The sequence below is a fragment of the Pseudomonas sp. CROZ-RG-20F-R04-15 genome (genome assembly GCF_022662375.1).
Taxonomy (GTDB): Bacteria; Pseudomonadota; Gammaproteobacteria; order Pseudomonadales; family Pseudomonadaceae; genus Aquipseudomonas.
Genome location: NZ_JAKNQL010000022.1, coordinates 21,383 through 33,673 on the forward strand (window position 1 = coordinate 21,383; position 12,291 = coordinate 33,673).

At 59.9% G+C, this 12,291-nt stretch carries 13 protein-coding genes; 4 read left to right on the forward strand and 9 right to left on the reverse strand.

Going from position 1 to position 12,291, the window contains the following annotated elements; translation table 11 throughout:
• Positions 1-3: 3 nt before the first annotated feature.
• Both L8H52_RS23920 and L8H52_RS23925 read right to left on the reverse strand, forming a co-directional pair.
• Positions 4-1,032, reverse strand: a complete 1,029-nt coding sequence (locus L8H52_RS23920) for an NAD(P)-dependent alcohol dehydrogenase (protein WP_016983038.1) — start codon at positions 1,030-1,032, stop codon at positions 4-6.
• 52 nt (positions 1,033-1,084) lie between these two features.
• Complete coding sequence (locus tag L8H52_RS23925) at positions 1,085-1,333, reverse strand: hypothetical protein (RefSeq protein ID WP_242209003.1); 249 nt, start codon at positions 1,331-1,333, stop codon at positions 1,085-1,087.
• A gap of 170 nt (positions 1,334-1,503) precedes the next feature.
• Here L8H52_RS23925 and L8H52_RS23930 point away from each other — a divergent pair, with 170 nt between their 5' ends.
• The 3 genes from L8H52_RS23930 to L8H52_RS23940 all read left to right on the forward strand — a co-directional run bounded on the left by L8H52_RS23930 (position 1,504) and on the right by L8H52_RS23940 (position 4,056).
• Entirely contained in the window at positions 1,504-2,148 is a 645-nt protein-coding gene (locus L8H52_RS23930; protein ID WP_175554164.1) for an ATPase, read from the forward strand.
• 86 nt (positions 2,149-2,234) lie between these two features.
• Positions 2,235-2,576, forward strand: a complete 342-nt coding sequence (locus L8H52_RS23935; RefSeq protein ID WP_242209004.1) for a hypothetical protein — start codon at positions 2,235-2,237, stop codon at positions 2,574-2,576.
• Positions 2,577-3,414: 838 nt separating this feature from the next.
• Positions 3,415-4,056, forward strand: a complete 642-nt coding sequence (locus tag L8H52_RS23940; RefSeq protein ID WP_242209005.1) for a LysE family translocator — start codon at positions 3,415-3,417, stop codon at positions 4,054-4,056.
• Here the strand turns inward: L8H52_RS23940 and L8H52_RS23945 are convergent.
• The 7 genes from L8H52_RS23945 to L8H52_RS23975 form a co-directional block, all read right to left on the reverse strand.
• On the reverse strand, positions 4,053-5,246 hold the full coding sequence (locus L8H52_RS23945) for a GAF domain-containing sensor histidine kinase (RefSeq protein WP_242209006.1): 1,194 nt from the start codon (positions 5,244-5,246) through the stop codon (positions 4,053-4,055). The two genes, L8H52_RS23940 and L8H52_RS23945, sit on opposite strands and share 4 nt — an antisense overlap.
• A gap of 130 nt (positions 5,247-5,376) precedes the next feature.
• Positions 5,377-7,554, reverse strand: a complete 2,178-nt coding sequence (locus tag L8H52_RS23950; RefSeq protein WP_242209007.1) for a TonB-dependent siderophore receptor — start codon at positions 7,552-7,554, stop codon at positions 5,377-5,379.
• A gap of 274 nt (positions 7,555-7,828) precedes the next feature.
• Positions 7,829-8,668: a glutathione-dependent disulfide-bond oxidoreductase gene (yghU, locus tag L8H52_RS23955; protein WP_242209008.1), complete on the reverse strand. Its 840-nt coding sequence runs from the start codon at positions 8,666-8,668 to the stop codon at positions 7,829-7,831.
• Between the two features lie 123 nt (positions 8,669-8,791).
• Positions 8,792-9,280, reverse strand: a complete 489-nt coding sequence (locus L8H52_RS23960) for a hypothetical protein (RefSeq protein WP_242209009.1) — start codon at positions 9,278-9,280, stop codon at positions 8,792-8,794.
• A gap of 107 nt (positions 9,281-9,387) precedes the next feature.
• A complete protein-coding gene (locus L8H52_RS23965) occupies positions 9,388-9,798 on the reverse strand; it encodes a GFA family protein (RefSeq protein ID WP_242209010.1) in 411 nt (136 codons plus the stop codon).
• Between the two features lie 2 nt (positions 9,799-9,800).
• Positions 9,801-10,877, reverse strand: a complete 1,077-nt coding sequence (locus L8H52_RS23970; RefSeq protein ID WP_242209011.1) for an alpha/beta fold hydrolase — start codon at positions 10,875-10,877, stop codon at positions 9,801-9,803.
• Between the two features lie 78 nt (positions 10,878-10,955).
• Positions 10,956-11,873 carry a LysR family transcriptional regulator gene (locus L8H52_RS23975; RefSeq protein WP_242209012.1) on the reverse strand — a complete coding sequence of 306 codons (918 nt, stop codon included), beginning with the start codon at positions 11,871-11,873 and terminating at the stop codon, positions 10,956-10,958.
• Positions 11,874-11,996: 123 nt separating this feature from the next.
• Here L8H52_RS23975 and L8H52_RS23980 point away from each other — a divergent pair, with 123 nt between their 5' ends.
• Positions 11,997-12,272 carry a DUF2798 domain-containing protein gene (locus L8H52_RS23980; RefSeq protein ID WP_242209013.1) on the forward strand — a complete coding sequence of 92 codons (276 nt, stop codon included), beginning with the start codon at positions 11,997-11,999 and terminating at the stop codon, positions 12,270-12,272.
• Positions 12,273-12,291 lie beyond the last annotated feature (19 nt).

The following is a 12,291-nucleotide window of genomic DNA, read 5'->3' on the forward strand; positions in this document are numbered from 1 at the left end:
CCGTTATTGACTGGCGTCGAGCACCACGCGATAGCGCGCCTTGCCGCTGCGCAAATGGTCGACGGCCTCGTTGACCTTGCTCATGGGAAACATCTCGACCTGCGGCAGAATCTGATGCCGCGCGCAAAACTCGAGCATGGTTGCCATGGTCGCCGGCGAACCCACCGGGGAGGCGGAGAGGGATTTCTGTTGGGGAATCAGATTGAACACGTGCACCGGAATCGCGCTGGGCACGATGCCGACGAAGTGCAGACGGCCGTTGGCGCGCAACGTGGCGAGCATGGCGGTCCAGTCGAGGTCGGCGTTGGCGCTGACCAGCAGGAAGTCCAGCGTACCGGCGATCGCATTCAGCGCGTTGCTGTCGGTCGAAGCCACAACGTTGTGCGCGCCGAGGCGTTTGGCTTCGTCCTGCTTGTTCAACGATGAAGTGAATGCGGTGACTTCACAGCCCCAGGCATTGAGAAAGCGCAAAGCCAGATGGCCGAGGCCGCCAATCCCGACCACGCCGACGCGGTCAGTGGGTTTGACGCCGAACTGCAGCAGCGGATTGAACACCGTGGAACCGGCGCAAAACAAAGGCCCGACCATGGCCGGGTCGAGATTGTCCGGCACCGGAATCGCCCAGGCCCAATGCGAGCGCAAGCGGTCGGCAAAACCGCCGTTGCTACCAATGATCGTTGGTTGCGCAGTGCCGCACAGTTGTTGCGAGCCGGAGATGCACGACGAGCAGTGCATGCAGCTGCCCTTGTACCAGCCGATGCCCACGCGCTGACCCATCTTCAGGCCGCGCACTTGCGGGCCCATGCGCACGATTTTGCCGACCGCTTCGTGACCCGGCACAAACGGATAGCGGCTGATGCCCCAGTCGTTGTCGATCAGCGATTGGTCGGAGTGGCAGACACCGCAGTATTCCACGGCGATTTCCACGTCTTCTTCGCCCAACGTGCCGGGATCAAAGCTGTAACGCTCCAGTGGTGCACCGGCCGCAGTGGCGGCCCAACCGTTGAAAGTAGTGGGTTCGGTGTTGCTCATGAGGCACCTCCGGTTCGACTGACGGGGACAGCAGCCCGGCAAGTCTAGTCGGTCATGGCTTGGGCGCGAGCCAGGTGTCGACGACCCGGCGATCGAGTTCTTCCCAGTAGGCCATGCCCAGCACTCGCGTGGTGTTGAGCCCGCGCAGGTAACCGCGCAACTGGTTGGCGGTGTCTTTGATGAGCTGCGGGTCGGTGATTTCTTTGTCCAACAAGACACTTTCGTACTGAACCAGATAATCGGCCACACGCTCGCGGAAATCGGGCAGAACGGCGTCACGGATCAGGTCAAACGTTCTCAAGGCGAACTCCTCATTTCATGTTTTTCTCGTTGTGGTTGAGTGTGTACCAGTCTGCATGTCGCGCAACTATTGCTAGAAGTAATAGTGACCATCAAGAAACGCAAGTTCTGCTTTGTCGGTAAACGGCGGAAAATCGCCTTCATCGAACACGCACTTAAGGAATTTGCGCGATGAACACATTGACTCGACTGGCTTTGGTCGCCCTGCTGACGGGCGGAGCACTCTTCACTGCACCGACGTTCGCGGCCGACGCCGGGTCGTGTCACTTCCAGACCCTCACCGGCAGCAGCGCGACATTGCAGCATTCGCAAACCGTCGGCGTGTTGCTCAGCGAGAACACCCTGGACAACCTGCAATACCTTGAGCGTTACCACGACATGGCGGTCAACGGCGCGAAAGATGCGCTTGACTCGCGAATTCGTGAAGCCTTTGTCAGCAGTTCCGATCCGGAACTGGCCATCGACTGGCTGGTGAGTTCGCTGCAACAACAGTTCTTGTCGGTGACCGTTTACGACAACCTCGATGCATTGGTGCAGGCGCATCCCGACGTGGTGGTGAAACTCGACACCTTCAATCGCTTGCTGACGCAGCAAAACAGCCTGGTCGAAGCACGCTTTACCGCGCGTTTCTACGACGCCGACCTGCAATACATCGGCAAGGCTGAAGGTGCTGTCGAGAAACAGTTGCCATCGGTCTGGGTGCATAACCAGGCAGCACCGGCCATCGCTGCGCAGATCGATAAACAGCGTGACCTGCAACTCAACGCCTTGAAGCAATTCGATGTGTCGCTCAAGGCGCTGGTGGCGTCGAGCTGAACACTTGAAACATGAATGGCGACGGCGGCTCCGTGAGGCTGAACCGTTGCCGGTTGAACCGAACTTTTATTTTCAGGATGACACCGATGCGTCTTTTCTTTGTGCCTGCTCTGGCCTTTGCCTCTTTGCTGCTCGCTGGTTGCGCTTCGGCGCCGAACAATCCGAGCCTGATTTTGCAGACCAGCAAGACGCCTGCGCAGTACGCCGATTGTGTGGTGCCGAAGTTGCAGGGCAGTGCGTTGAACCCGACGGTTTCGCAGACTCAGCGCAGTTATCGGATTGTGGTGCCGAGCAAGATTTCGGCTGACAACGTGCTTGAGGCTTATAAAGCCGGGAATGGCGGCAAGGTGTTTATCTACGAGCGGCATTTGTTGGCTTCGAATCTGTTGCCTTCGAGTTTTGAGCGGGCTGCGCAGGATTGCATCTGATTCTGGCTTTTGTACGTATTTGACTGAGCTCCTTTGGTTGGCCGCAACCAACCAATTTTTTGCCTCGCGCCCTTGTGTGGTTGCGGGGCTTTTTTTTGTTTGGGCTTGGCGGCCTTTGGGCCGACCATGTTCCTGGGTTTTGGGGGTATATCTGTTGCTTCGGGTGGTGCTGCTGGCGGTTTCGCCCTTACGGCGAGGCACTTTTTCCAGACGCCGAAAAAGTACCCAAAAAGGCTTGCCGCAGCGTTCGGCCCGCTCGCTGGGGCTCGGGGTTCCTTCGCTCCGGGATCGATCCGGGCGCAGCGCCTACGGTTTGCTTCGCTGCACCTCCTCTCGCTGTGTTTGGCTTCGCCAAACGGTCGCTGCGCTCCCACCCCCGGATCAATCCCTCCACTCAGCCTGCCGACGCGGCCTGTGAATCAAGATCAACAGCTGCAGCCGAGCTAACGCTCATCCTGTTGAGTGGTGAAGAGCGTGCGGTCGGCTTTGGGGTTGTGGTGGATTTGCCCCTCACCCCAGCCCTCTCCCCAAGGAGAGGGAGCCGATTTGTGGGCTTTTCAATGCCTGAGTTCGACTCGGTATTTCACGTCGGCGTACCTCTCACAATCACCTCGGTCAGTCCCCTCTCCCTCCGGGAGAGGGCTAGGGTGAGGGGCTTTTGATCTGATCCGCTGCTGAGCGTGATTTCAGCTCGATATTCCACGTCGGCGTATCTCCCTCAAACAACTCGGTCAGTCCCCGCTACCTCTGGGAGAGGGCCAGGGTGAGGGGCTTTTGATCTGGGCTATCGCGCAGGTTGCTGTAACATGCAGCAACTTCACATTGGCGAGCAGCGAAAATGGATTCTCACTCGATTCTGACCTTCACTTTGGTCGCGGCAATTGCCATTGCCAGCCCGGGGCCGGCGACTTTGATGGCGATCAACAATAGTCTGGCACACGGGCAGCGCAGTACGATCTGGTCGTCGCTGGGTAATGCCAGTGGTCTGTTCTGTCTGTCGGCGGCGGCGATGTTGGGGTTGGGGGCATTGCTCGCCAGTTCGGAAATTCTGTTTAACGCAGTGAAGATCGTCGGCGCCGGGTATTTGTTCTACCTCGGCGTCAAGCAGCTGTTCAAAAAGGGTCCGATGCTCCCGGAGGGCGTGGAAGGGGAGGCGAGCAAGGTGCGGCCGACTCGCGGCAAGCTGTACAAGTCGGCGTTTCTGACGGCGGTGACCAATCCCAAGGCGACGATGTTTTTTACTGCGTTGTTTCCGCAGTTCATCGATCAGGGCGCCGCGCTGCTGCCGCAATTTCTGATCCTGACTTCGATTTTCATGGCGTTGTCGGTGTCGTCGCTGAGCGTGTACGCCGCGTTGGCTTCGCGCGCCAAGGGCGTGCTGACCCGACCGGCCTTGTCGCGTTGGGTCAGTCGTGTGGTCGGTTCAACGTTCATCGGTTTTGGCGCGGCGATTCTGACGATGCGTCGGCAGACGGTTTAAACCCATTTGAACCTGGCCGGGAATCTCGCCACAAAGCAGGTCCCCGACTCGCTGTTTGAGGACACGCTCAAGGTGCCGTTGTGCGCCGTGGCGATCTGCGAGGCGATGTAAAGCCCCAGGCCCAAGCCTTCGCAACGTTGCCCGGCTTCGGCGCGGGAGAAGGGTTCGAACAGCAGTGGCATCAGTTGTGCGGGAATCGGCGTGCCCTGATTGGTCAGCGAGAGGACAATTTCGTCGCGCTCGGCGTAAGCCTTGAAAATGATCGGCGTGGCGTTCGAGCCGTGGGTGACGGCGTTCCCCAGCAGGTTGGAGAGCAATTGGCTGATGCGCAATGCATCGCAATAGACGCCCGCCGGCACATCCAGCTCCGCGATTAGCATTGCCTGTGGATGCGAGGCTTGCACCTCGGCAAGGGTCAGTTGCAGCGTGTGTTGCAAGTCGTCGACCAGCGTACGCTGCACGGGAATCCCGCCGCCCAGGCGTCCACGGGCAAAGTCGAGGATGTTTTCGATCAGCACGCCCATGCGCACCGAGCTGTTGCGGATCGCCGAAATCAGATTGAGTGAGCGCTTTTCTGCGGTTTTGCTTTCCAGCAGGTCGGCGCTCATGCGAATCGCACTCAGCGGTGTGCGCAGGTCATGCCCGAGCACGGCGATGAACTGCTCGCGCAGGCGGCCCAGCTCATTGGCGTTGCTCAGTTCGACCTTGGTTGCCTCAAGATGAGTTTGCGTATCGAGGCTCATGGCAATCAGTTGGGCGAAGAGGGTGAGCGTCTTGGCGATAGCCGGTTCGTCCAGATTGGCGGGCACGGAGTCGATGGCGCAGAGGGTGCCGAAGAAGTCGCCATTGGCTTTGACGATCGGGATGGAGATGTAACTCTCCAGTCCATAGGTTTTCGGTGTGTGGTGCAGGGAAAAGATCGGATGAGCGCTGGCGTGACCGAAAATCACCGGCTGCTGATGCTGGCGGATCTCATGGCAAATGGTCGACTCAAGCACCAGTTCGCCACCGGGTTTGAGCCCGAAATCAATCGAATCATCGACGGCGCAGGCCACCCAGTTTCGGTCAGTGACGCGGGCAACTGCAGCGAAACGCATGCCGGTGAGGTGCTTGACCATGCTCAGGATGACCGGCACTGCATCTATGCTGCGGATGGCGTCGATGTCGGGGGTGAATGCCGGATTGGTCATGGGCGATGCTTCTTGAAGAGTTCGCTCAGAGACTATCTGTTATTGCCAGGCATGACTAATGCGGTAATCAAGAAAGAACATGGGCGCCACGGATTTCTCGGGCGCCCTTGTGTTTTATTGCCGGTGCGACTCAGAACTTGTACTTGGCCGTCAGCATATAACTGCGCGGGTTGCCGTAGTTGTCGTTGGCCCCCCAGGTGACATTGGAGCCGATGGCGGAGTAGTAGACGCGGTCAAAGATATTGTTCGCGTTGACTTGCAGATCCAGGTGTTTGTTGACTTCGTACCCGGCCATCAAGTCGGTCACCGCGTAGCCACCCTGTTCGAGGCGATAGCTGCCGTTATTGGCCAGGGCGACATCGTTGTACATCCGGCTCTGCCAGTAAACGTTGCCACCCACGCGCAGGTGTTGCAGCGGACCCTGGAAGCGATACACGGTGGAGACCTTGAACAGATGCTCAGGCGTGTCGGTCTCGAAGCGCTGATTGTTGTTGGCCGGGTTTTCGTCCTTGATGTAGTGCGCGCGAGTGTAGGTGTAGCCAGCGCCGACCTGCCAGTTGTCGGTCAGGGCGCCTTGCAATTCCATGTCGACGCCTTGGCTGCGCACTTTGCCCGATGACCCGTAGCAGGTCAGGACCGGGCAGCCGAACTGAGTGTCGGCCTGGGTGGCGCGGCCGGTCTGGTCCATCTGGAACACTGCCAGACTGGCGTTGAGGGCACCGTCGAAGTACTCGCCCTTGATGCCGACTTCGTAGTTTTCACCGACGATCGGCTCGAGCACTTTGCCGCCGAGATCTTTCTGGGTCTGCGGGGTGAAGATATCGGTGTAGCTGGCGTACACCGAGTAGTGGTCGTCGAGCTTGTAGATCAGACCGGCATAGCGGGTGAGGTTCTTGGTGACCTTGTAGTCGCCATCGCCGGTGCGGTCATCGTAGTCGTACCAATCGAGGCGGCCGCCGAGGATCAGCGTCAGCGGGTCGGCCAGGCTCAGGCGGGTGGTCAGGTACACGGCGTCCTGAGTGGTGACGGTGCGGGTTTTGCCGTCCCGCACGAAGTCAGGTTTTGGTGCGCCAATCGGCCAGGCCGTGGTGTACGGGTCGTATTCCTTGGTGGTCGCGTCATACACGCGGTTGCTGGCGCCGACGACCAGTTCGTGGCTGCGGCCGAACGCTTCGAACGGGCCGCTGGCGAATACGTCGAGCGAGCGCTGCTTGTCGGTGTTATGGGATTGATAGGCGGTGGTTTCCAGCGGGCCGGCGTAACGCGACAGGTAAGTCCCGGAGAACTCGCCGTCGAGGGTCGAGGTCGAGCCGGCGACGTGCAGTTTCCAGTCGTTGTCGAAACGATGTTCCACTTCACCGAACACCGTGTCGATTTGCAGCTTGCGGTTTTCCCAATCGGTGCCCGGATAGGTGGAGCGGGGCAGGTCGAGGTGATGGCCGTTGGTGCCGATCGGCAAGCCGCCCCAGAAATAGTTGGTCTGTTCATTCTGCCGCGAGAAACCGAGGGTCGCGGTGGTGCTGTCGCTCAGGTCGGCTTCACCGATGGCGTAGAACAAGCCATGGTCGTTTTCTTCCTTGTCGCGGAAACTGTCGGCCCCTTGATAGGAGCTGACCACGCGGCCGCGCAAGGTGCCGCTTTCGTTCAACGGGCTGGAGGCGTCGATTTCGCCACGGTAGTCATCCCAACTGCCGGCGGCGCCGGTGAGGGTCACGCGTTGATCGGCAGTCGGGCGTTTGCGCACAAGGTTGATCGCCGCCGAAGGATTGCCGGCACCGGTGACCAGACCGGTCGCACCACGGACGATTTCGACGCGGTCAAACATCGCCAGATTGGGTTGCACTGCCATCGAGAACGGCGAGTACGAACTCGGCAGGCCGTCGTACATGATGGTGTCGATGTCGAAACCGCGCGAGCTGTACGTCTGCCGACCCGGGCCGCTGGCCTGGCTGAGGAACAACCCCGGCGTGCCTTTCACCACGTCGTTGATGCTGGTCATGTTCTGGTCGTCCATCCGTTGACGGGTAATCACCGTCACCGCCTGAGGCGTTTCGCGCATGGTCAGCGACAGCTTGGTCGCCGTGCGCATCGGGCCGGTGGTGTAGGACTGGGTGTCTTCGGTGGTGCTGCTCATCTGGGTGGCGCCGATTTCGGTGGCGTCCAGTTCCAGCGTGGCCGGGGCGGCTTTGGCAGGCGTGGCGGGCGTTACCTCATCGGCCAGCGCCGGTGCGATGCTGGCCATGCAGACGGCGAGCGCGAGAAGGTTCGGTGAAAGGTTCGAGCGACGGTAAATGGTGTGAAACGACATCAATTTGCTTCCCCAAATGATACGAAAACGAATCTAGTGCGAGTGCATGTAGGAATTATTCGCATTAGTCTGTCAGATCATTCCGGGTGAAGAAAGCCGTACGGCTCAGTTAGTTAACGAATTTTTCACATTTGTGCGATCGCTCTGCGTCGCGGGTTGGCGCAGAGTCGTGGTTTCTGGCGGGGCGAATGAGCTGCAGCAGACCGCTCACAAATATCTGTGATCGGCGCTGCTGACGGTCTTGCTCAGTGGATGCATGTGGCGAAAAGCGCTGTCAGTTCAGATCGCTGGCGTCGTGCCGCTCGGGCACTTGAGTGGCCTCATCGCCCCACGTACGGTTGACCCGCTGCCCGCGAATCACCGCCGGCCGTTGAGCGATGTCCTCTGCCCAGCGCTGCACATGGGTGTATTCGTGAGCCGCCAGAAACTCGGCCGCCGAGTAGACATTGTTGCGCACCAATTGCCCGTACCACGGCCAGACCGCGATGTCGGCAATGGTGTAACTGTCGCCGGCCAGATAAGCACTTTCGGCCAAACGCCGATCGAGCACATCCAGTTGCCGCTTGGCTTCCATGGTGAAACGGTTGATCGGGTATTCCAGCTTCTCCGGCGCATAGGCGTAGAAATGTCCGAAACCGCCACCCAGATACGGCGCCGAGCCCATCTGCCAGAACAGCCAGTTCAACGTTTCAGTGCGGCCGGCCGGGTCTTTCGGCAGGAAGGCGCCGAACTTTTCCGCCAGATACAGCAGGATCGAGCCCGATTCGAACACACGGATCGGCGGCTCGACGCTGCGATCCAGCAGCGCGGGGATTTTCGAGTTCGGATTGATCTCGACAAACCCGCTGGAGAACTGATCGCCCTCGCCAATGCGGATCAACCACGCATCGTACTCGGCAGCGCTGTGCCCCAGCGCCAGCAGCTCTTCGAGCAGAATGGTCACTTTGACGCCGTTGGGCGTGGCCAGTGAATACAGCTGCAAGGGATGCTTGCCGACCGGCAGGGTTTTGTCATGGGTCGGCCCGGCAATCGGTCGATTGATGCTGGCGAACTGGCCGCCGGACGGTGCTTCGTTTGTCCAGACCTGGGGCGGAACGTATGGCGCTTTGCTCATGTAAGGGGCCTCATCGTTGGCAAGTGGAAAAAATACCTCGCTGATAATAGACAGGACACCACAGAACCCGCTGTGTATTCCAGAGGGCGATGGGTTGAGCGAAGCGATGAGCGCTGGCAGTCGTCAGCTGGATGGCGGTTTCGCCAGCGCTTGATTAGCCGTGTCATTCATCTTGTCCGCCTGGGGGATATCGCCGCAGAAAATATCCACGTTGCCATCGGTCGCTGCGGTGCGCACCACGATGGCGTACTCGCCAGTCAACAACGTCGACAGGCTCACCGGCGCGGTGCGCGAGAAGGCCCAGCCGCGCACCGGTTGGCGTTCGGTGGTGACCTTGTCGTTCATCGCGTAGGCCACTGGCCCGGGCTGCGCGCAACTGCCCTTGTAGACGAACGCGTACAGACGCAGCGGCAGCGAGGCGCCGTTGGGTGCGCCACTGATGAAGAAACTGAATCCGGTGTCCTTGCCCCAGTCGGCCAGTGTGACATTGCCGATTTGCCCGCTGTTTTGCCGGGTGGCGGTCAACGGCACGTTGGTCCCGGGGTTCGAAGAGCCCGCACAGCCGAGCAGGCTGGCGGCCAAGAGCACGACAGTGAGTTTTGCCGGTGTCATCGCTGGCCTCCTGAAATACAAGAACTGCAACGAACCAGTTAAGCAGAAGAATTTAGCCGTTGTGCGCCGTGGACAGCGCAGATTGGCGCGCGATTGCGGTTTCAGGCTCAGCGCTGCGGCCATTGATCCTTGATTTCAAACCACGGTGCTTTCGACGTGACTTCGACATGCTGCTGTTTTTCCGTGGTGAACGTCGTGTCGAGTGTGCCCAGCGCTACCGAAATCCAGTCGCTGTATTCACCCTGATTGCGTGCCCAGAACAGCGACGAGCCGCAGTGCGTGCAGAACTGGCGTTGCACCGATTCAGACGACTGATACGACTTGACCTGGTCAGCGCCTTCCAGCAATTCGAGGTTCTGGCGCAGCACGCTGCCGTAGCTGGCGAATGCCGCGCCGTGGCTTTTGCGGCATTGGCTGCAGTGGCAGTGCGAAAGCGCTTTGGGCCGTGAGCGAATCTGGTATTTCACGGCGCCGCACAGGCAACTGCCCCGGAAGGTCTGAGGGGAGGGCGTGAGCATTATTATTGGGAGTCCTTGTAGGCGATGGCTGGTTTCAGGTTGCCGGGTGATTGCTTCAGAAAATCGCTGATCAGGGAAATCACTTGTTGTTGAATCACCGCGCGCGGACGACCGCCGACGCCATCGGTGCAGATGATGCTGTCACCCGGCACATCCTCGTCAAGCATGGCCACGGCGCCAGGTTTGCAGATCGCCATGAACGTGAAGTGACTGGCATCGCTGATTTCGACGTAACGCGACGAAGTTTTCGGCAAGCGTTTGGCGAGGTCGACCGATTCCAGTTGCGCGGGCAGATCTTTCGACGGTACGCCGGCGGCAATCACCAGAATCGGCACGGGATAGGTCGCAAGGCTGGCATCGGTCATCCCGCGCGACAGGCCCAGATCCAGAGAAACCACGGCGGTGACGCGTTTGTCACGCCAGTCGGCGGCCAATTGTGCTTTCGCTTGCGCGGTGCTTGCAGTGTTCATTTGTTGGTAGGCGGTGCAACTGGCCAGTTGCGGATGGACTTTGCAGTCTGTGACAAAACGTTCGGGGTCGAAGCGCGCGCCGCCGGTTTCGAGCACGGTCCAGCCGCCGAGAGAGTGGCCGATAACGGCAATTCGATCCTTGGCCACCGCGCCGAATTTTTCCGGTTGCGCCGTCACAGCATCAATGGCCCGGCTGAGGTCGACCGGACGTTGCCACAGTTGTGCCGCCGCTTGTGGGCTGCGATCGCGGCTGGTGGTGCCGGGGTGGTTGACCGCTGCGACGATGTAACCCTGATGGGCCAGCGCACTGGCCAGCCAGGTCTGGTTGATCCAGCTTCCGCCGTTGCCGTGGGAAAGCACCACCAATGGATGCGCGCCGCTGGCGGCGGGGGCATCGAGCACCGCAGGAGCGCCGACGAAGACCGGGTTGTCGCCGAACAGTCTGGTTGTCGTCGAGGTGGTCGAGCTCGGGTACCAGACGACCATTTCCAGCGGGCGTTCGTTGCGCGGATCCGCCAGCGTGGCGTACTGGAAACCAACGGGTTGGGCATCAGCGAATACGTGGCTGCTAAGGCAGAACAGAAGCAGAGCGCCGAGAGTCTTTTTCATTGTTGTAATCTTCCATGACGGGGCGATTTGGCGAGGTGGACTTTGACCGATTTCGCGCGCTTCAGCGAGCCCTGCGTCTTAAACATTTTCCAGCGGCCAGCGCGCGGCCAGATGCGCGCTCAGATAATCCAGAAAGGCTTTGACCTTCGGCGTCATCGCCGCGCGTTCCTGCACGCAGGCGTAGATGTCCATCGGTTCGATGACGGCGTCGCTGTGTTCCAGCAACTGCACCAATTGCCCGCTCGCCAGAAAAGGTGCGGCGACGAACTCCGCCAAACGGGTGACCCCGGCGCCATGGACCGCCATCTGCGCCAGCGCGTCGATGTCATCGCTGATGGCCGTGGCATTGATATTGGCGTCGAAACGCTGGCCGTCGCGAACAAAACTCCAGCGCAGAAAACGTCCGTCCAACGGGTAACGAAACGCCAGGCAGGCATGGTTTTGCAGGTCATCGGGTGATTGCGGCCACCCGGCGCGCTGCAGATAGGCCGGCGCGGCGCACATGATGAAGGGCAGCGAAACGATCTTGCGCGCAACGATGCCGTCCTCCAGTTGTGGCTTGATCCGCAGGCTCAGATCGATGCCGTCCTGGATGTGGTTGATCTTGCCGTTGGTGGTCGAGAGCTCGATCAGCAGGCGCGGGTGCAGCTCGCCGAAACTGGCGATCAGCGAGGCCAGCACATGGCGGCCGAACGCTGAGGTGGAGGCAATGCTCAGCCGGCCTTGCAGCTCGGTTTCATCGTGGCTGATCGAGCTTTGCGCGGCTTCCAGATCGGCAGCGATGCGCCGGACTTTCTCGTAGTACGCCGCGCCATTTTCGGTCAGCGCCATGCTGCGCGTGGTGCGTTGCAGCAGGCGTACGCCGAGGTGCGCTTCCAGTCGATTGATCGTCTGGCTGACCGCCGCTGCGCTGACGCCGAGAATCCTGGCGGCGCCGACAATCGAGCCGGCTTCGACCACTTTGATAAAACTGGCAATCGCCGCTAACAGATTCATCCATGTCCCGTTGAGGATTGATTCGTAAGATCTGCTTTATAAAGTACCTGCGATTGAGCGTCTAGTTGCGCGAGGGCGGCCTTGCTAACGTGCGGTCTCCCTGTCACTGGATGGAAAAGCGATATGAATCAAAGAACCAACGCCGAAGCCTTGATCATCAGCCGCCGCAAGCTGTCACCGCGCGCCACGCCGTATGTGTTTGCGCTGTACATGGCGACGATCATGGCGTTTTTGATGTCGCTGGTGATTACCGCTGCCAACTCCGGCATTGATAACGATTATCTGGGTAATGCCTTGCACGCTTACAAGCTGGCGATGCCTGCGGCGTTTATGTGCATCCTGGTCGTGCGGCCGATCGTGATCAAACTGGTGGCGTGGACGGTGCATCCGCATCGTTGAAAGCCTTCACGTCAGTAGT